The sequence below is a fragment of the Clostridium neonatale genome (assembly GCF_001458595.1).
Lineage (GTDB): Bacteria > Bacillota > Clostridia > Clostridiales > Clostridiaceae > Clostridium > Clostridium neonatale.
Map to the genome: position 1 here is coordinate 2645618 of NZ_LN890328.1, position 21581 is coordinate 2667198.

General features: G+C 30.3%; 13 protein-coding genes and 2 pseudogenes. 2 read left to right on the forward strand and 13 right to left on the reverse strand.

All coding sequences use genetic code 11. The features are described 5' to 3' along the window. The 12 genes and pseudogenes from BN2920_RS18810 to BN2920_RS18860 all read right to left on the reverse strand — a co-directional run bounded on the left by BN2920_RS18810 (position 1) and on the right by BN2920_RS18860 (position 19450). Positions 1–828: a carbohydrate ABC transporter permease gene (locus BN2920_RS18810; protein ID WP_058296500.1), complete on the reverse strand. Its 828-nt coding sequence runs from the start codon at positions 826–828 to the stop codon at positions 1–3. Next, complete coding sequence (locus tag BN2920_RS18815; protein WP_058296501.1) at positions 828–1787, reverse strand: carbohydrate ABC transporter permease; 960 nt, start codon at positions 1785–1787, stop codon at positions 828–830. The genes BN2920_RS18810 and BN2920_RS18815 overlap by 1 nt, the downstream gene beginning before the upstream one ends. A 72-nt stretch (positions 1788–1859) precedes the next feature. After that, on the reverse strand, positions 1860–3197 hold the full coding sequence (locus tag BN2920_RS18820; RefSeq protein WP_058296502.1) for an ABC transporter substrate-binding protein: 1338 nt from the start codon (positions 3195–3197) through the stop codon (positions 1860–1862). Positions 3198–3632: 435 nt separating this feature from the next. Then, the gene (locus BN2920_RS18825) at positions 3633–5063 is read right to left on the reverse strand and encodes a 6-phospho-beta-glucosidase (RefSeq protein WP_058296503.1); all 1431 of its coding nucleotides are present in this window, start codon (positions 5061–5063) and stop codon (positions 3633–3635) included. A 117-nt stretch (positions 5064–5180) separates the two neighbouring features. Next, positions 5181–5486: pseudogene (locus BN2920_RS18830) on the reverse strand (PTS sugar transporter subunit IIB). Between the two features lie 534 nt (positions 5487–6020). Beyond that, a complete protein-coding gene (locus BN2920_RS18835; protein WP_058296504.1) occupies positions 6021–10997 on the reverse strand; it encodes a galactose-binding domain-containing protein in 4977 nt (1658 codons plus the stop codon). A 215-nt stretch (positions 10998–11212) separates the two neighbouring features. Beyond that, entirely contained in the window at positions 11213–15343 is a 4131-nt protein-coding gene (locus BN2920_RS18840; RefSeq protein WP_058296505.1) for a discoidin domain-containing protein, read from the reverse strand. A gap of 247 nt (positions 15344–15590) precedes the next feature. Then, complete coding sequence (locus tag BN2920_RS18845) at positions 15591–16910, reverse strand: PTS sugar transporter subunit IIC (RefSeq protein WP_097919247.1); 1320 nt, start codon at positions 16908–16910, stop codon at positions 15591–15593. A gap of 132 nt (positions 16911–17042) precedes the next feature. Then, on the reverse strand, positions 17043–17348 hold the full coding sequence (locus BN2920_RS18850; protein ID WP_058296507.1) for a PTS sugar transporter subunit IIB: 306 nt from the start codon (positions 17346–17348) through the stop codon (positions 17043–17045). 76 nt (positions 17349–17424) lie between these two features. Then, entirely contained in the window at positions 17425–17736 is a 312-nt protein-coding gene (locus BN2920_RS18855; RefSeq protein WP_058296508.1) for a PTS lactose/cellobiose transporter subunit IIA, read from the reverse strand. 201 nt (positions 17737–17937) lie between these two features. Then, positions 17938–18069 carry a hypothetical protein gene (locus tag BN2920_RS22445; RefSeq protein WP_268259302.1) on the reverse strand — a complete coding sequence of 44 codons (132 nt, stop codon included), beginning with the start codon at positions 18067–18069 and terminating at the stop codon, positions 17938–17940. Beyond that, positions 18062–19450: a L,D-transpeptidase family protein gene (locus BN2920_RS18860; RefSeq protein ID WP_058296509.1), complete on the reverse strand. Its 1389-nt coding sequence runs from the start codon at positions 19448–19450 to the stop codon at positions 18062–18064. The genes BN2920_RS22445 and BN2920_RS18860 overlap by 8 nt, the downstream gene beginning before the upstream one ends. 234 nt (positions 19451–19684) lie before the next feature. Between BN2920_RS18860 and BN2920_RS18865 the strand changes: the two genes are divergently transcribed. Beyond that, positions 19685–20665 carry an NYN domain-containing protein gene (locus BN2920_RS18865; RefSeq protein ID WP_058296510.1) on the forward strand — a complete coding sequence of 327 codons (981 nt, stop codon included), beginning with the start codon at positions 19685–19687 and terminating at the stop codon, positions 20663–20665. 168 nt (positions 20666–20833) lie between these two features. Here BN2920_RS18865 and BN2920_RS18870 read toward each other — a convergent pair. Further along, positions 20834–21268 (reverse strand): annotated as a pseudogene (locus BN2920_RS18870) (CAP domain-containing protein); the annotation flags it as partial. A gap of 19 nt (positions 21269–21287) precedes the next feature. Between BN2920_RS18870 and BN2920_RS21885 the strand changes: the two are divergent. Beyond that, the coding region (locus BN2920_RS21885; RefSeq protein WP_207644379.1) for a hypothetical protein at positions 21288–21581 on the forward strand (294 nt) is incomplete at its 3' end.

Sequence of the window (21581 nt, forward strand, 5' to 3'; positions counted from 1 at the left end):
TTATTCTTTCACTCCACCTGCTGATATACTGCTAATTATATATTTTGAGAAGAAACAGAATGCTATCATTACTGGTAAAACTGAGACCGCGACTGATACATATGTTGCCCCCATATTTGCTGTTATATCCTTAGATGCACTTAAAGATCCCATCATTACTGGTAAAGTAAACTTATCAGGTGAAATAAGCAATACTAATGGCATCAAATAATTATTCCAAGATCCAATAAATGTTCCTATTGACATTGTTGCAATACCTGGCATCATTATTGGTAATCCAATTTTATGGAATGTTGCAATCTCACTTGCTCCATCCATTCTAGCAGCCTCAATTATTGACATTGGAAACACTGAAACTAAATATTGTCTTAGGAAGAAAACAATAAACGGACTTGCTATTGCAGGTATTATTAATGGTATATAGCTATCCATTAATCCAAGTCCATTAACTAAGTCATAAAAACCTAATAAACCAAGTTGTGCAGGTACCATCATAAGTACAAGTATTGTTGTAAATAAAGCATTTCTTCCCTTGAAATTATAAACGGCTAATCCATAAGCTGTTAAAGCTGAAAAGTATCCACTTAAGGCTGTTACACACACTGCTATAAATAAACTATTTCCAAGACCTTTAAATATATTGAAATAGTCACTCATTATTTTCCAGTTACTTTGCAAAGAACTTCCTGGAACTAATGAAAATGAACTTATAATTTCTTGACTGCTTCGTGTTGAATTTACGAGCATTATCAAAAATGGGCACAAGCATACAATGCTCAAAATAATTAGTGCTATATATATAATGCTTTTTTTAACCTTTGTAAACATCATCTTGCCTCCTTATTTTTATTTGAACCATACATTGATTTAAATGTGAATGCTGAGAATATTGCTATTATAAAGAATAAATCATAAGCAATAGCAGCTGCATATCCTATATTGTTATATTTAAATGCCGTATTATATAAATACATAACCACTGTGTTTAATGCTCCACCTGGTGCTCCAAGTCCATCTGTAATTAAAAATGGAATATCAAATATTTGAAGACCACCAATAAGTGAAGTTATTGCTGAATAAAGTAATATTGCCTTTAAAAGTGGTAGAGTTATCTTTCCAAATGTTGTCCATCTTCCAGCTCCATCTATTGTTGCTGCTTCAAAATAATCTTTTGATATACCCTGGACCCCTGCCATAAGTACTATAAATGTATTTCCAAACCACATCCAAGCTCCAATAACTGCAACAACTATAATTGCTGTACCCGGCTGTCCAAGCCAATTTATTTTAGAATTAATAAGTCCAAATTTAACTAATAATTGATTTAATGTTCCAAATTGCCAATCTAATAATGCCTTAAATAGAAATGCTACTGATGTTGCGGCAATTAGATTCGGTAAATAAAATAATGCTCTAAAAATACTAAGGCCTTTAACTTTATATTTTATGTCGCTAAATATAATAGTTAATAAAAATGCTAATCCAAATTGTAATATAACATTAATACTCCAAATTTTTAGTGTATTCTTAAATGCTGTCCAAAACAAAGGATCCTTTATAACACGACTATAATTTTCTAACCCAATAAACTTTGCATCTGCAAATCCATTAAAATTTGTAAAACTTAAATATAGTGTTTTAAAAATCGGATAAATACTAAATATCAAAAATACAATAATGAACGGAAGTATAAACACATATCCCCATCTATTAACATCATTTATACTTTTCTTTCTCTTCCTAATCTTTGTGCTTTTCTCACTAGAAATATTTGCTTGTATATTCAAACTCCTCACCTCTAACAAAATTTTTTATATAATTTTTATTTAAAGGTGAAGATATACTTCACCTTGTTTACATTATTTAGGTACTTCAATTTCTGGATAAACAGTTGAAATGTTCTTATAAAAATCTTTTAAAGCATCTTCTTTTGACATTTCACCTTTTTGAATTGATTCAATCGCTTGTCCAAAGAACTTTCCTATTTGATCATCATATTTAGTAACTAATGAATAATCTATCTTATTAGCTTCTTCTAACCAGAATGCATAAGACTTTTGTCCACCTAAAGCTTCATTTTCCATATCTTTATGTGATTCTAAAGCTGGGATATATGAAACAACATCTCCCTTAGACTTTTCAATCCACCAATTTGCTGTATCTTCATTTAGAGTACAGAATTTAAGAAAATCCCAAGCTGCTTCTTTATTTTTGCTATAAGAACTTATTCCCATAAATGTTCCACCAGAGAAATATGAATTAGGACCTGTAGTAACACCAAATTTACCAATGTTATTTTGACCATTGTCTCTAATTATTAAAGTTCCCCATGTTGGTAATGCATATGAGAATACTTCTGTTTGCGCTGTACTTGGATCTACATCTTTTAATTCTTGCCAATCGGCATCCAATGGAATTGGACCATTCATTGATGCATACCATGCTGCTGACCATTCTGGAGCAAAAGCAACTAATTTTTGTTGATATAAATCAACTGCTGCATCTACATAATTTAATCTATCTTCTGTCATCATTAACTTTCCGTCTTTAACCCATGGTTGAGGATCATTTCCATAAACGAACCATCTTAGATTTCCTGTATCAGAAAAAATTCTATATCCCTTATCTTTTAATTCTTTTGCTGTTTCTATTATTGTTTTTACGTCTTTAAATTTTTCAGCAATAAATTCTGGATCATCATTTCCCCATACATCTTTAGCTATATCTCTACGATAAGTAATTCCTCCCGGAGTAACTTGATAGCTTAATGCTCTAACTATACCGTTTTCATCTTTACCAGCTTGGAACACATAATCTACAATCTTATCCTTATATTCTTCAGCATTATATGGAGCTTGGCTTAAATCTTCAAAGAAACCTGCTTCCATAAAGTTTGGAATCATTTGAGGCTCTCCAACTATAACATCCGGAACATTCGCTTTACCTCTAAGTGCTGTAGTAACCTTTGTTGGGTAATCAGCTGGTGCTATAACTGTAACTTCAACTTCTTTTCCTGGATTTTTTTCTTTGTAATAATCTGCAAATTGCTTTAAGTCATCTGATAATGTCCATACTACTATTTTCCCATCTTTATTAGCTGCTCCTTCTGAGTCTTTTGATGAGCCTGACCCACATGCAACAAATGAAATTGCTAGCATACCTGTCATAACTAATGCTATTAATTTTTTAATTCTCATATTTGTTTCCCCCTATTTTAATTATTTATTTAAAAATATATATAGTTAAAATTAACTACATTATTTTTATTGCATTTTTCGAAACCAGTTTCGATAGTATTTAAAAAAAAATCATTTTCGAAATGGGTTTCGAAGTTTTTAAAAAATAAAAGCCTTACAGCATGTACAATTTTCGAAACCGGTTTTTATTTTCTTTTTTATATTAGTAACCATTTACAATTTGATTATATATCCTGAGTTCTATTTTGTAAAGGTTTTTCTTGAATATATTTATTATATATTTTTTTATATTGTTTTAGTTCTATAACTTGAATTATAAAAAATCTATATAACTTAAAATAAAATAATCATTTATTCTACCATTTAAATTTTTAAAATTAAAAACTACATCAAATTTTAGTAATCAATTTGATGTAGTGATTTAACTTTTTTTGCTTATAACTCTTCACCGTTACTCGCAATAACTTTTTTATACCAATCAAATGATTTCTTCTTACTTCTATTTAAAGTTCCATTCCCATCATTATCTTTATCAACATAAATAAAACCATAACGTTTTTTCATTTCTCCTGTTCCAAAAGAAACTAAATCAATACAACCCCATGGTGTGTATCCCATTAGATCAACACCATCAAGTTCAACAGCCTTTTTCATTTCTATAATATGTTCTTTTAAAAATTCTATTCTATAATCATCGTTACATGTTCCATCTTCTTCTTTTACATCTATAGCTCCAAAACCATTTTCAACTATGAATAATGGTTTTTGGTATCTTTCATATAACGAATTAAGTCCATATCTTAATCCAACAGGATCAATCTGCCATCCCCAATCTGAAGCTTTTACATATGGATTTTTTACAGCCTTAGAATATCCAGCTAATCCATCACCATCTTCTACATCATTTTCACTTTTAACTGCAGCTGACATATAGTAACTAAATCCTATATAATCAACACAACCTTCTCTTAATATTTCTGCATCTTCTGGTTCCATTTTTATATTAATTCCATCTCTTTGCCATTTTTTAAGAGCATAACTTGGATAATAACCTCTGCAATGAACATCTCCATATAAATACCTTTCATGCATTGCTTCAACTGAAAGCATCATATCATCCGGATTACAAGAATATGGATATACCGGAACATATGCAAGCATACATCCTATCTTAAAATCTGGATTTATTTCATGACCTTTTTTTACTACCAATGCACTTGCAACCAATTCATGGTGAACAGCTTGATATGTTACTTCAACTCTATTTTCTCCTTCTGCAAATCTTACTCCAGAACAAGTCCAAGCAAATAAATCAACTTCTGTTTCAGCTTGGTTATTTATCTCATTAAATGTCATCCAATACTTTACTTTATTTTTGTATCTTTCCATAACAGTTGTAGCAAATTTTACAAACATGTCAATAACTTTACGATTTCTCCATCCACCATAATTTTTGCATATGTAATATGGTATCTCAAAATGAGATAAAGTTATAACTGGTTCAATTCCATTTTTAATTAATTCATCAAACATATCATCATAAAACTTTAATCCTTCTTCATTTGGTTCTAATTCATCACCATTTGGAAAAATTCTTGACCATGCTATTGATGTTCTAAAACATTTAAATCCCATTTCTGCAAATAATGCTATATCTTCCTTATATCTATGATAAAAATCTATTGCCTCATGGTTTGGATAGTTTAATCCTTCAATAACTCCCTCTGTAATTTCCCTAGGAACTCCATGTGCGCCTGCTGTCATAACATCTGCTGTACTTGCACCTTTTCCACCTTCATTCCATCCCCCCTCTATTTGATGTGCTGCTACCGCTCCACCCCATAAAAAATCTTTGCTAAATGTCATAATTCTTCCCCCTAAAACTTTATATTATAGTATACAATGTAATCGATAATAATTTCTAAATTTTAATAGATAAATATTATTTGAATACGCCAATTCTAAAATAAGCATATTTATCTATTACTTTATTAAATTTAATGCAAAATCTAATACTTTCTCACGATTCATCATTCCATAATCCACCATCAAAATAACTTCAACTGGAATATTCTTTGCTTAGCATATCTCATATACTTTTGGTAAAGTATATCCTACTTGTGATCCAAGTAAGGTTACGTTTGCATTGTCTAGATTCTGAGCTATTTGTTCTTGTGAAAATGCTACACTATCTAATTCAAATTGTTTTTTCTTAGCAGTATCTTTGATCTTATTTACTAGCATTCTTATAGTTATACCTGCTGCACAAAATAATCTGATAGTTATTATTTTTTCTCCTTTCTCTATTTATTTTTTATACTTCCTTATCAGATACTCCTTTATATTCATAGGTATGAATTTATTATATTCTTATGACTAAATTTTGTAAATATAAATTTTCCTTCTTTACTAAAAAGTTTCATTTCCATTTATCACAATATTTCTATTCTTCTATACTTAATAATTGCTATAAAAACGTGTTTAAATGTAAATTTATACTTGCATTGTTAAGTCAGTAATTTAAGTTTATGATGTATTTTAAAAATATTATTAATAGAATTTTTAAATTTTTTATTAAACAAGTCTTTTATTTCATTAATAACAAGATGCTATTTTCCTGATTCTAATCGCCAAAGTAAAAAAACTCCTTCTTTTAATAATTTATACTTTTATTATTAACAAGAAGAAGTAATTTTTTAGTTTAAGCAAAACCTATTTATAAAATTTTACTCTTATTCTATGCTTAACATTCTATTTATCCATGTAAATTTCTAAATTTTTACAGAATATCCCCTTGATGTTGCAGGGCTTAGCAATAAATTCTTACACATCTTCCACATCTACATATACATGATCTTGATTATTATCCATGTTGTTAATCCAGTCTGAACTCAATCTACTATCAAGATCTTCATCTCTAATATATTCACCTGATAATCCATCCGCTTCATCTGATGATGATATAACCTCTTGATCAAGAGATAAATTTTCATCTGTTACATCTGGATTAGACTCTTCATTATTATTAACTAATTGATTCATTATCTTTTCTAATTCTTCAACAATACTGTCTACTTCATATTGTTTAGCATCAACATTTTCATTGATTTGTATTGCTGATTCTAATGCATCACTGAATTTATTCCAGCTATCTTCTGTATAATCACTTTTATTTAGTTCATTAGCTTTTTCTATTATATTGACTAATTCTTTTTTATCTAACTCTTTTTTGTCTGCATCTGAATATATTTCAATATCCTTTATAGAGTATCCAAATGGCGCAAGTCCCATTTCTTTGCAGTATATTCGTACATATCGTGCATTTACGTCATTAAATTCTATATCGTCTTCTCCTCCATTCCCATCATCAATATCTAATACTTTTATCCAACTGTTTTCATCTTCAGGATTTTCGTTACATACTTGTATTTCGTAATTTTTCGCAAATGCATTATCCCAATATATCTTTACTTTATTTATATCATATACATCTTCTAAATCTACATATACATACTCTGGAGATTTATCTGTGTTGTTAATCCAGTCTGATCCCCATCTACTATTAAGATCTCCATCTGTAATATATTTGCCTGACAATCCATCTGCTTCATTTGATGATGATATAACTTTTTTATTAAGCGCTAAACTTTCATCTGTTACATCTGGATTAGACTCTCCATCATTCTTAACTAGTTGATTCATTGTCTTTTCTAACTTTTTGACAATACTGTCTACTTGGTATTGTTTAGCATCTACATTTTCATTAATTTGTATTGCTAATTCTAATGCATTACTAAATTTATTCCAGCTCTCTTCTGTATAATCATTTTTATTTAGTTCATTAGCTTTTTCTATTATATTGACTAATTCCTTTTTATCTACAGCTAAATATATTTCAATATCCTTTATAGAATATCCATATGGAGCAAGTCCCATTTCTTTGCAATATATTCGTACATATCGTGCATTTACATCATTAAATTCTATATCTTCTTCTCCACCATTACCCTCATCAATATCTGATACTTTTCTCCAACTGTTTTCATCCTCAGGATTTTCATCACATACTTGTATTTCATAATTTTTCGCATAAGCATCTGACCATTTTATTTTCATGCTTCCTAAATAATATGATTCTCCTAAGTCTATATATACATATTCTGGATGATTATCTGTGTTATTATTCCAGTCTGAACCCCATCTACTATTAAGATCTCCATCTGTAATATATTTACCTGATAATCCGTCTGCTTCATTTGATGATGATACTACACTTTTATTAAGTGCTATATTGGTATCTGAAGAAGGTATATCATCAATATTTTCTAAATCTTTAATTGCATTTAACAAGTTTTTAAGTGCTTCATCAACTTGGCTAGTAGTTGCATTCTCATCATTATTAACATTAACTGCTGAATCTACCAGTGAACTAAAATCTTCCCAGCTATCTTCTGTATAATCACTTTGTACCTTTTCCTTTGCTGCATTTATTTCTGCTTGTAAAGCACTCTTGCTTACCGCTCCCTCTATCAGTGGATTTACTGCAACCAGTTTTTTTGGTGCAACTGTTGTATATCCAAGTTCACCATCATTATTTCTAAACTTAACAGTCATTGGATCATCACTTGGATTCCATATCATAGCTGTATAAATATCGTCTTTCTTATACACACTTGCACTAACTCCACCTTCTGCCCATACTTCATCTGTACGTTGTCCTAATGCTGCCATATTGTTTACAAACCAATAAGTATTATACATTTCATTTTTTTGTAATTCTGATGTATCCCATTTATTAATTACTGATTCAGGATCACTCAAAGATTCTATTGGCCATGTTATATGCTTCCATGCATTTTCAACGTCATTCGGGTCTGGCTCTTCTCCCTTATTTGGATCGCTACTATTATGATAATCCTTTATAATATCCTGTCTCATACCATCATATAATTCTGCTACTTTATCTTTCTCAATACCATAATTGGTTAAATATTCACCTGTTGGAAGCCAATGTATTCCATATACATATACAGAATCTCCATTAAAGAATGTTCCATAGAAATTAGTTGCTCCATATATCTGTCCAACTGTTTTGTGGTCATATTCAGGTAGCCAATTATCTCCATCGTAATTAAACCAATATTGTTTTACTGCATTTAGTTCAGTTGTAAACCCATATATTCCAGCATCTCTGTATTCTTCATTATCAGATACTATTCCCCATAAGTATTCTCCTACCCATCCAAACAATGACTCTCCAGCAGCTTCCTGATTATTTCCATCATCGTTATCTGCATAACCACCTGCCCAAGAATGTCCTTCATATGGATCAAAGCTTCTGAACTGTGGAAATTTAGAGTCATTTTTTGATGGATTAGCGTAATCTCTTATTAAGAGATCTACCATAGATCCGTAATCATTTAAAAACTCTGAATCATAAGTAGCTAGCACAGCTGATGCAAAGGTAAAATATCCATAAGTAAAATGATGATCTGTAATTCCAGTATTAGCTCCAAATTCACTATTTTTATATATTAATGTTCCCCACTCTGGATTATAATTGAAATAATATCCTTCTTCTTCACCTGGTTTATAAGAATACCATTCAACTAAAATTTCTTTTAATTTACTTAGGAATTTTTCCTTGTATTCTACTGCATTAATTTGATCTGCTACAAGTGCTCCCATGGCTAATGGATGCAATGCTTTCCCTTGCCAATAAGCATCACCACTCATATAATTTGACGATGTAGATTTATCCAATTCTTCAAGATAAGTCATAAGAGTATTTCTTGAATACTCAGAATTTAAAGGTTCTATAAATTGTGGAAGAATTCCATTGAATTTATCAACTGTGGTAAATGAATTTCCTTCTGTTACTTTAAGTGTTCCTCTTACTGATGGATAACTTAAATCGCTTGTTTCTTTATCACTTTTCTTCCATTGAGAAGGAAGCATACACATTAAAGTAGTGTCTGCAAAATCTTTACGTTTTAAATCAACTTTTTGCTCAAATTTAGTTGTTACATTCGATGTTAATTCATCATAATCATAATCAACTTTTGTATCAGTTACAAATGCATATGCATGATCATAAAAATAACTTAAGTCTGTATCTGATGGCATAGTTGCAATTGATAAATATTTTTCTCCATTCCCCAATTGTATTTTTATTTTATTTCCGACTCTTTTAAAAACAGTTCCTTCTGGTGCAAATACCCCATAATATCTAGTGATAGTGTCTTTATCTGGATCTTCTGTTGTATTTTCAATTTCTATACCTATATGATCTGTAGATATTTCATCTCCACTTTTTCCTAATATAGTATTTCCATTCTCATCAAAAATTTTATCAATAGCTGTTGAATATATTTCTACAGAATTCGGATCACTAAATTCAGAATATATATATGGTGAACCTTTAACAAAAGTGCTTTTCATTTTTTCAGTATCATTATCACTCAATACAGCTGTAGCAGAATAATCTCCATATCCACTAATTTTACTTTCCATTTTAGCAGTATCTATATTATTTGCCATTAAATAAAAGTCTATATTTCTTTCAGTTTGATTTGTTCTATCCTGTACCCATCCAGCACTTGGTGTTAATAGTCCTAATCCTTGCTTTTGATATTTTGATTTTAAAGGTAGTGTTGTAACAGCATTACCTAAGTCTGAAATTAATAATGATTGCCACCAATCATTTGAAGGTATTGGCGTTTCCATATTGCTTGTTTTAGAATAAGGTTCCTTAGGTTGCGTAAATAAACTCATATCAGTCACGTAACTTCCACTACCAACATTAGTTATTACTTGTTCAGCTTTTTCTGGTATTTCATAAACTGGTTTTGGATCATTCTCAACATAATCATAAATTTCAAATTCCTTTAGTCCAAATTCATAAGTTGTAGCTCTATTTATCCCCTTCATTCTTACGTATCTTCCCGATGCATATAATTGAATGTTTTCTTTTCCTCCTCTTGAATTTAATTCTCTATAAACTGTTTTCCATTCTTCAGCGTCATCAGATACTTCTATATCATAGCTTCTAGCTGATGAATCCCAATTTAATATAACTCTTCCTATAGTATGAGTACTTCCTAAATCTACATATATCCATTGATTATCTTGAAGAGATGATCCCCAATGAGTATTATTATCGCCATCTATGGCCTTATCAGCATCAACTTGACCTGGCTTAATATACCAATCCTCATGAACCGAAGATGATATAGCTGTTTTATTTAGTGCTATATTTTCACCAAGTGCTACTGGTGGCTCATTTACGCCTCCTGTACCATATACTTCAAATTCATAAATTGAATATCCATACCCCTCAAAAAGTCTTTTATTAAGATTTAAACGTACGTATCTACCTTTTCCATTGAGTGAAATTGTTTCTTCTCCACCTTGTCCATTTTTTTGAGTATAGATAGAACTCCAATTTTCTTCATCATCCGAAACCTCTATTTCATACTCAGTTGCATAAGCATTTTCCCACTTTATATTTACACCTGTTATTTGAGCTGAAACCCCTAAATCTACATATATCCATTGATTATCTTTTCCCCATTCTGATTCCCAGCGTGTTGTATAATCATCATCCACTAATTTATCTGATGTAGAGCCTCCATTATCTGATGATGAATAAACAGTCCTATTTAGCGATAATACATACGGACTTACATCATCTGCCATTACTTTATCGATATTTAAACCTTGTATCATTCCCGTGACAATGCAAAAGCTAATTATCGGTGATATAGTTTTCTTTAAATTCATTATTTTTTTACTACACATGAACTTTTCCCCCTAAAAATTAATTTTTTTAATTTTGATTTTATTAAATCCTAACTCTACTAGCATCAATTTTAACTGTCGATAACCATACTGCTTATCATATGTCCATTATTATTTAGCTAAAATATTATAATTGATATATTAAATTTAAGTAATGCAACTTATGTAAAAAGTTTAATAAATATGGTTTGCTGAGCAAACCATATTTATAGAGCTTAATATTCTTTATATGCTCCATTAAAATTCACATAATATCTATCAATATAAGTATCATATGCCATACTTCCATCACTATTTAAGTAATACCATTTTCTATCAGCATCTTTAAGCCAGCCTATAGTCATAGCTCCGGTAGTTCCAAGATGATACCACTTATTGTTACTATCTTTAAACCAACCTGTAGTCATAGCTCCACTAATTCCAAGATGATACCATTTATTATTACTATCTTTAAACCAACCTGTAGTCATAGCTCCGCTAGTTCCAAGATGATACCATTTATTGTTACTATCTTTAAACCAACCTGTAGTCATAGCTCCGCTAGTTCCAAGATGATACCATTTATTGTTACTATCTTTAAGCCAGCCTGTCTTCATTTCTCCAGATTTAAAATCTAAATAGTACCATTTTCCATCAGTATCTTTAAACCACCCTGTCTTTTTTTCTCCAGAGTTAACGTCTAAATAATACCATTTTCCATTATTCTCATCTTTAATCCATCCAGTCTCTTTTTCTGAGTTATCATTTTTATCTATAGCCTCTTCATTATTTGAGTTACTTGATGAACCACCGCCGCTACTTGAACCGCCTGATGAACCTGAATTATTTGTTTCTTTTAATCCATTTATTGCATTTAACAAATTATTATATGCTGTATCTATTTCTTCTTGTGATTTTTTATCTTTATCTAATATATCTTTAGCCGAATCTAAAGCACTTGTGAATACTTTCCAAGTTGTATTTGTATACTTTCCTTGTACCTTATTTTTATGTTGTTCATATAAACTTCTTAAATTAGCTTCATATATTTCGTACTTCTCTCCATGAATTTCAAACTCATAAATTGAATATCCATATTCTGTAGCAGGCTGTACTCCTTGCATCTTAACATATCTTCCAGTTATAGGTTTTGTAAATGCTATACTTTCTGTTCCACCATTATTAGTCTTACTAAAAATATTAATTACAGATTCTGTTATAATTATATTATTTCCACTTGTTTTATCATAAGCATCAACCCAGTTTACTCCATCATTTGAAACTTGTATCTTATATTTTTTAGCATATGCTTCTTCCCATAAGAAACTTATTTCTGATATATCATAGACACGGCCTAAATCAACAGAAATAAATTCGTCTCTATTCCAATCAGATGACCATCTAGTCTCTGTATCACCATCAAAAGCTAAAGCAGCCTTACCAGAACTTGCTTTTGAAGGTTTTCCTAGTGCCAAATTATCTGACAATCCTGGTTTTATAGTAATTGCTGAAGTTGAAATTTCTGAGTCTGACATTCCTTCTTTATAAGCAATTGCCTTAATTGTAGTTGTAGCATCCACATTAAATGGTTGTGTATATACTGTTCCAGAATCATTTGTTGGTTCACTACCATCTGTTGTATATCTTATTTTAGCTCCTTCAACATCACAACTGATATTTACAGTCTGTGAAGATGAAACTATACTTGTTGCTGGTGTAATAACTGGATCACCTACTTTGTTACAATAAACATCTATTACTGATCTCATATTATCTGAACTTACTGAATTACCACTGCTATTAACTATATGAGTAGCTCCACCATAAGCATCTAAATGTACAGTACATGCATGTTTAACTTTAACATTAGGAGTATTTGGTACTTCAATTCCACTATGTGCAAATACATCTGCATCCGTAAAATATGTGTATACACCAGCGCCATAAATTTCATGGTTTTTAACTGAATCTGATACTTTATATGAAGCATAACCGTTTACAGTTCCATCATTACTCATCCAAGATTCCTGATTTGGAACATCATAAGGTAATTCACTTTGGTAAAAATATACTTTACCATTTTCACCATTCCATAATGTCTGATATTCATTAAAATGTTCTACAAATAATCCATAAATTGTAACATCGTCTCCATTAACAACAATACCATTATCACATCTATTAAGTTCCCATCCTACTCCATCACCATGGTCAGCACGCCATACCCAAAAATCATCACCTATAACATCATCACTATTTATTACTATACATGATTTGGCTCTTGCTCCCTCTTCACCGTCACCACCAACTCTGAAAAATAAATCACTAAGAACTATTGGATTATTTGAATGATCTTTGTGCGATCCATCTTCTCCTACTTTTAATAATTCAGGAGACTCTCCTTGTGCTGCATTAAATAATAATCCCGAAACGTTTACTCCATCTACATCATCTATTACAAGAGCTGCATTTCTATTGTTTGGATTTAATGTCGCAAGACCAATTCCTAATATAATAGTATCTGGTCTTGTAACATGAAGTTCTTTATCTAAATAATATATACCTGGTGTAAATAAAATGTTTTTTCCTTCACTAAGTGCTGTATTTAACGTATCTGCTGTATCTGTTTCTGGCTTTGCTATATAAAAAGTCTCACTTACAGATAATGATTCTCCTTCACCTAAACCGTTTTCCCATGACACGCCTTGAGCATTCTTTCTTACTCCTGGTACAAATACATTATACGTACCATCTTCATCAATATAAAGAAATGGTTTTTCTCTTATTACCGGTGCTTTATCAATAACTGTATAAGCTTTTCCTGATGCTGAATACTCCTCTTCAGGGGCACCTTCATCTCCTACAAAGACCATATTCCAATTTGAACCATTCCAAGAATTCATGTCAGTATTTCTAGTAAAAAATTGTTGCTGTGAGGCAGATGAAATCTTTCCATCTATCTTTGAATCTGCTATAAATCCACCACTGGCCCAAGCAAGATCATAATCATTCTCATATGGATCCCACAATGACAAATCGCCTTTAATTTGAACACGTCTCATTGGAGCAGCTTGTGATACAGCCCAGGTTAACTCGCCTTCCTCTCTAGATGCATTATTAGATTTAAATTTTGGTGTAATCGCTACATTTTCTACTGTTCTCCAGAAATTCTGAGTAGCATTTCCTCGTTGCTCTTCAAACCAATCTGCTTCACAACGTACTGAACCTGTTATATCTACATCATCTGGAGTTTCTCCAAGACCGATTACAGAAGTATAAAAACCAACATTAACATTTGTATTGTATTTACCTGGCTTAAATAGAAGAGCATATCTTTCTGTACCAAACTGATTGCTTTCCATTTCATTAAACACATCGTCAACAGTATTTTGAATTTCCTCTTCTGGCATTGAAGGATCAAAGATCTTTACTTTATCTCCTAAATCTAAATCTTCAACAATTGTTATTGAAGTATAATCCAAGACTTCCGATTCATCATTATTTTCATCTATTGATTTTAATTTATAATAGTATTTTTTTATATCTAATTCATCGGTATCAGTGTATTCTGTACCTGTTATAGGCTCTTTATTTATTTTTTCAAAACCACTATCCGCATTACTTGAACGATAAATATTATATCCCTTAGCACTATCTTCAGCATACCATTTTAACTTTACCGATTCACTTTTTCCTGATATTGATTTAAATCCAGACTCACGCCCATATACTTCAAAATCGAATATAGAATATCCATAAGTAGTAACTCTCTTTGTTCCGTACATTCTTATATATCGGCCAGTTACAGTTTCATCACAATCAAGTTCTCTTGTCTCTCCTCCCTTTCCATCTGTAACTTCCGCTATATTTCCCCATTTATTTCCATCCTTTGATAGTTGAATGTTATAAACTTCTGCTCCTGCACCTTCCCATTTTAACTTTACTTTTTTTATTTTAAAATTTCCTCCAAGATCAATGCAAATCCATTGTGGATCTTTAGTTTCAGATTCCCATCTACTTCCACTATTACCATCTACAGCTAAAGCAGCACTATTTTGTCCTGATGATGATGTTGCAGGTTTTCCCATCGCTATGTCGTCAAATTGACCATTCTCTTGAATCTCTAACATATCAATGTTCACAGCTTCATCAGTAGTATTATCAACTTCCTCTGGTATAATGACATCTACTGCTTCGTCAGTAGTCTCATCATTAAAATCCATTAAATTATTTTTAACTTCTAATTCGGTATTATTTTTTTTATCAAATTCTTTAGCCTTAGTTACAATAGAACTCTCAGCTAACAAACTGCCTAAAATACTGGTTGCTAAAATCAGAGTCAGTATTTTTTTATTTCTTTTTTTCATTTTTTTCTCCCCCTAATTGTTTGGATATTGTAAAGTTTCTTATTACTACACTTTTATATTTTCATAATCTTCTGATAAAATTCTATAAAAAAAGAGACTCCTCTTTGTATGATAATTAAAAATTTTGATTATTAGCAAGAAGAAGTCTCATGTTTTTTAAGTTAATATTGCTGTTATTATATAAATTTTTTTTAATTTTATCTAGTAATATAAATCTATCATTTTTGAGATTTATGTGATATTTTTTCTAAGCTTGTACATTATTTTGTGCAGCTAATTCATTTTCATAATTCATTTTATCTACCTTCTTAAAGAATGGAAGATAAGTAAAGAATGAAATTGATAATACAACTATTTGCAATAATGCACCTCTAACTCCATTTACCAAGAATCCTGAGATTATTGGAGGGCAAGTCCATGGTACCATTACTCCTCCAAATGGTGGTACTAAACCGGTTGCTATTGCAAAATATGTTATAAGGCCTGAAAGCATTGGTGTAAGAATAAATGGTATTGCCATAAATGGATTCATTACAATTGGTGTACCAAATGTAAGTGGTTCATTAATGTTAAATGCAGCTGGTAGTGAAGCAAGCCTTCCAAGTTGCTTACATTGTGCTGATTTTGCTAAGAATAGCATACAAACTACTAATCCAATAGTCATACCTGCTCCAGTAACTGTCATGTATTGATCTAAGAATTGTTGAGTTACTATGTGAGCACCATTTGCTATAGTTAATTCTCTTCCACTATCTATAATTGCTTGATTTTCTAATGTATTAGCTGTTAATATACTTCCCATTATACCACCAACTATTGTTGAACCATGAACTCCAAACCACCATAAGAATGGTATAAGGAATCCCATTGCTATCACTCCACCTAAAGAATCTGTCAATCCTTGCACTGGTGTTTGTATAACCTTATATATTACATCTACAAAAGTTGTATGGAATCCCCAATTAAATACTGCATATACAATGGTTGATCCAATTATAATTACTGCTGCTGGTATTAATGATGAAAATGAGTTTGCAACTCCTTCTGGCACTCCAGCTGGCATCTTAATTCTAATATCTTTTTTCATAAACCAAGAATAAACTGCACCTACAATCAATCCAATAATAATTGCAGTAACCATTCCTTTACCGCCTAACCACGTTTTAGGAATAACATCTCCTACTTTAGTTCCATCTTCAGTAACTACGAAACCTTCAATTGTTATTAAAAATGATACAAATCCAATAACCCCTGCTGATAAAGGCTCATAGCCTTCATTTTTAGCATAAGTATATGCAATTCCTACAACTGCAATCAATGCTATTATATTGAATGATGAACCATATGCTTGTAGTAAAGGATCGGTCCACCCTTCGCCTAATGTATTAGCTAGCCATACATTTAATGTTTCAGATGGTAATGATGATAATAGTAAAAATACTGAGCCAATAAGAGTTAATGGAAGAGTATATAATAAACCATCTTTTAATGCAACTACTCCTTTGAGATTTACAAATTTCATAACAGCTGGTAATACGTTTTCATTTAATTTATCACTAAATGCCATAATCTTTTCCCCCTAAATTTATATTATAGTATATAATATAATTGATAATAATTCCGAAATTATTACTAATTCAATTTAATAGATAAATGTATTTTTTGAATCTGCCAATTCTGATATAAACATATTTATCTATTATTTTATTAAATTTAATGCAAAATCTAGTACTTTTTCTCCATTCATCATTCCATAGTCTACCATTGGAATAACTTCAACTGGAATATTTTTAGGTTCACATATTTGCTTTGCCTTTGACAAAGTATATCCTACTTGTGGGCCAAGTAGTGCCACGTTTACACCATTTAAGTGTTGGTCCATTTGTCCTTCTGGAAATGCTGCGATATCAGCTTCAATTCCTCTTTTACTAGCGGCATCTTTCATTTTATTTACTAGTAGGCTTGTTGACATTCCTGCTGCGCAAAATAATCTAATAGTTACCATTTTAATCTCTCCTTTTCTTTTAAATTAATTTATTAAATCTATATTATTATTTATTGTGATATAATAAATTTCTAGATTAACAATTGATACTCTTTCTTAACTCTATAATTTCTTGAATTAAGTTTTTCTCTGACATCGTTGTCATTAAGTGGTCTTGAGCATGTACAAATAATACTGAAAACTCTACTTTTTCTCCACTTGCTTCTTTTTGAATCATAGCTGTTTGATAATCATGTGCTCTTGCTATAGCATCTTCAGCTAATTCCATTTCTTTTTCTGCTTCTTCATATTTTTTTTCCTTAGCTTTTTTTAACGCCTCATATGCATGGTTCTTGCAATCTCCAGCATTAACTATGATATTCATGATCTGCATTTCTAACTCTTCCATTTTATCCCCCTCATTTATATCGTTATCATTAATTCATTGGTATGAATTTATTATATTCCTAATATTAACTTTTGTAAATATAAATTTTGTAATTTTTTTATTTATTATATATTTAGTCAAAAAAATCCATAGCTATATTCATGCACACTACTTTAATAGCCGCCTTAAAATATAGTTATGGATTTATCAAATTCTATAATATTAAAATATCTTATATTCTATTTTATTTTTACACTTAGCTATAAGCATTTTAAATATATCAAATGATTGTCCATCTTCATCTGACATTATTTCTAGATGCCATTGTGCTGCAATAACATGTAATTTATTCATGATAGCATACAACCGGGGTCCCTGGCTCTATATTATTAAAAATTTTAATTGCCAAATCATATGGAGCATTTATGCACCCATGAGAACCATTGGTTGTATAAATATCCCCTCCAAAATTATATCTCCAGCTTGCATCATGTATTCCTATGCCGCCATTAAACGGCATCCAAAAATTAACTGGTGAAGCATATCCCTGCCCTTTTAATACTGTGTCTTTCTGTTTATAAACTAAGGAATATATCCCTGCTGGAGTTGCACAATCATTATTCACATTTCCTGATACAATATCACCTTCTGTTATTAATCTTCCGGCTTTATAAAACCATAAATGCTGTCTAGACAAATCTATTTCTACATAGGTGTTTCCTATATCATTTTTTCCAGTAGATGCTGCCTTTTGCAAATACTCTGGCTCTTTTGATATGTTTTTTCCATTTTTTATTGCCTCAATTAATAGTACACCTTCAAAATCTTCATCTATTTTATTTCCATAGCTTCCTCCTGCAACTTTAATCTTGTTTCCTAATGAAGTTGTAAATTCTCTTTCTTTACCTACTGTATTATATTTATTAGCAAGTGTTTTAATATACTCTTTTACATTTTTATCATCAATATATACTTCGTATTTATCATCAATCCTTAGCCAATTACGAATTTGCTCTTTATTTAAAATTTCTTTATCATTGCCAAATGAATAAGTTACTTCTGCACATAAATATTTGTTTAAAGTATCCTTAGCTTGTAATACTTCTTTAGATTTTGATGTATATTCTGGCTTTGTATAACAATCTAGTTTTTCTATATTTATTTCTTGTTCTAATTTTTCAACAGCTTCAGTAATCTTTTCCTCTAATACATTCTTGTCAATTATATTTCCATATCTCTCATCAACAACAATATACTCCCCATTACGATAATCAATTTTAGCATTCTCGTTTTGTCTAACATCTTTACTTCTTAATTCTATTATTTTATCTACTGATTTTTTTAATAATTCTTTATCTACGGTAACCAAACTATTTGTTTCATAGCTATTATGTTTCAACATTCCGGCAATACACCAAAATGGATTTTCTTTATCCTTTATTTTTTCTATTTGATTTCCCAGATCATATTTTAATCCAATGCTATTTCCTGTTATATATTGAGTTTTTTGATCTTCTTCATTTATATTCACGCAATAATTATCTAACTTGTATGAAATAATGTCTTTTGCATCCTCAACACTTTTTCCAAACATATTAATTCCATCAATTGTTGTATTATAAAAATGAGTTCTAAAAAATATTGTTATTCCTATATATATTATAAAAACAATACAAATTAAAGTAATAATAGCCCCATTCTTTTTTATTATTTTTTTCTTTTTATTTTCTCCCAAAATTTTTGCCCCCCATAAAATAGAATAAAAACTGCAAGATTGACACCTTCACAGTTTTATACTCTATACTATGATTGATATATAAAATTAATACTAATTTTTATTAATTAACTGCTTTTATATTTTATACATATTTTAATTAAACTTCTAAACTTTTCATTACTCATATGGTAAAATTATATATATACTTTTAAATTTATACATTTTATAATATATCGAATTAGGAGAATTTTAATGGAAGAAAAAAGATTTGCTATTTTAATAGATGCAGATAATATTTCTGCAAAATATATAAAAAATATATTAGATGAAACATCTAATTATGGTACAGTCACTTACAAAAGAATATATGCTGATTGGACACAACCCACTAGCAACTCATGGAAAAATATTTTATTAGAAAATTCAATTATTCCTATTCAACAATATAGTTATACAACTGGGAAGAATTCTACTGACTCAGCTTTGATAATAGATGCTATGGATATACTTTATTCAAATACAGTTGAAGGATTTTCCATTGTATCTAGTGATAGCGATTTTACACGTCTTGCTATGAGACTTCGCGAATCTGGTATGATGGTTATTGGTATGGGAGAGCAAAAAACACCCAAACCATTTGTTTCATCATGCAATCAGTTTAAATTTTTAGACATTATTTCTGAAGAAGATGATAATAATTCTTCTATATCTGAATCTCAATCAGAATCAAATTCTGATAACACTCAAAGTCCATCTTTTAAAGATAAAAGTCTAACAAATATTGAAACAATAAAGAAAGAAATCATAAACATAATTAGTGATATTCAAGATAGTGAATCTGGTGTAAATATAGGAGAAGTAGGACAAAGATTGATAAAAAGATACCCCGATTTTGATGTTAGAAATTATGGATATAGTAAATTATCTCGTTTCTTAGCTGAAATAGAATCTCTAACTGTTAATCAAACTCTTGTGACACTAAAAATTGAAGATAATAATACTGATGCTCACACTCTAAAAATATCTAATGATATAAAAGATATGATTATTAAAATGATTAGCGAAAATAATAATAAAGTAAGAATGAGTTTAGTTCATCAGAAAATTTTAGAAAAATATCCAAATTATATAAAGAAGTATGGGTATAATAAAGCTGTTAACTTTTTTAAGTCACTTGATTTTTTAAATGTAAAACAAACCAATACTTCCTTATTCCTTACAATGCGAAAATAATTTATATAAAATGAAAAATTTATAAAATTAATAAAGAATCCTCTAAAATTATTGTTCAATTTTAGAGGATTCTTTGTAATATTTTTAAATTTTAATTTTATGCTTAGTAATTTTTTATTATATATGTTTAGTAATGTACTGTATTTCTAGTATGCTTTTTTATTTATATTAGTTAGAGAATGTTTGAGTCCCCATATACTTACCATTTCCTTTAAGTACGCCTATACCAACTTTTGTATAGTTAGGGTTCATCATATTTTGTCTATGCCCTGATGAATTCCACCATTGATTAAATAACTCAACTGGATCATAACTATTATATGCAATATTCTCTGCTGTCGCAGTATACTTATAGCCTAAAGTCTTAAGCCAATTAGTCCAGTTTGTTCCATCTGGATTTGTGTGACTAAAGTAATTATATTGAATCATATGATTACTTTTATATCTTGCAACATCTAATAATGTATTGTCCATAGTTAATGGTTTTAATCCAGCAGCTACTCTCTTTTCATTCATTAATTCAAGTATCTTTTGTTCCGCACTACTTTGAATTGTTGTTGAATAATTTGTAGGTAATGTAGGTAAACCACTTACATTTACTGACCCATTATCGTTTTGATTGTTGTCTGGAGTTGTTGATCCATTATTACCGTTTGATCCAGCATTATTGCCTGGAGTTTCTGTTGTTCCGTTGTCTCCGTTTGATCCTCCATTATTATCTGGAGTTTCTGTTGTTCCGTTATCTCCGTTTGATCCTCCATTGTTATCTGGAGTTTCTGTTGTTCCATTATCTCCGTTTGATCCTCCATTGTTATCTGGAGTTTCTGTTGTTCCGTTATCTCCGTTTGATCCTCCATTGTTATCTGGAGTTTCTGTTGTTCCATTATATCCGTTTGATCCTCAATTGTTATCTGTC

Coding starts and splice junctions, on each gene's coding strand:
- BN2920_RS18810 (WP_058296500.1), bottom strand. CDS start 828: ATGTTTACAAAGGTTAAAAAAAGCATTATATATATAGCACTAATTATT.
- BN2920_RS18855 (WP_058296508.1), bottom strand. CDS start 17,736: ATGGAAGAGTTAGAAATGCAGATCATGAATATCATAGTTAATGCTGGA.
- BN2920_RS18835 (WP_058296504.1), bottom strand. CDS start 10,997: ATGTGTAGTAAAAAAATAATGAATTTAAAGAAAACTATATCACCGATA.
- BN2920_RS18840 (WP_058296505.1), bottom strand. CDS start 15,343: ATGAAAAAAAGAAATAAAAAAATACTGACTCTGATTTTAGCAACCAGT.
- BN2920_RS18865 (WP_058296510.1), top strand. CDS start 19,685: ATGGAAGAAAAAAGATTTGCTATTTTAATAGATGCAGATAATATTTCT.
- BN2920_RS18850 (WP_058296507.1), bottom strand. CDS start 17,348: ATGGTAACTATTAGATTATTTTGCGCAGCAGGAATGTCAACAAGCCTA.
- BN2920_RS18820 (WP_058296502.1), bottom strand. CDS start 3,197: ATGAGAATTAAAAAATTAATAGCATTAGTTATGACAGGTATGCTAGCA.
- BN2920_RS18845 (WP_097919247.1), bottom strand. CDS start 16,910: ATGGCATTTAGTGATAAATTAAATGAAAACGTATTACCAGCTGTTATG.
- BN2920_RS22445 (WP_268259302.1), bottom strand. CDS start 18,069: ATGAATAAATTACATGTTATTGCAGCACAATGGCATCTAGAAATAATG.
- BN2920_RS18825 (WP_058296503.1), bottom strand. CDS start 5,063: ATGACATTTAGCAAAGATTTTTTATGGGGTGGAGCGGTAGCAGCACAT.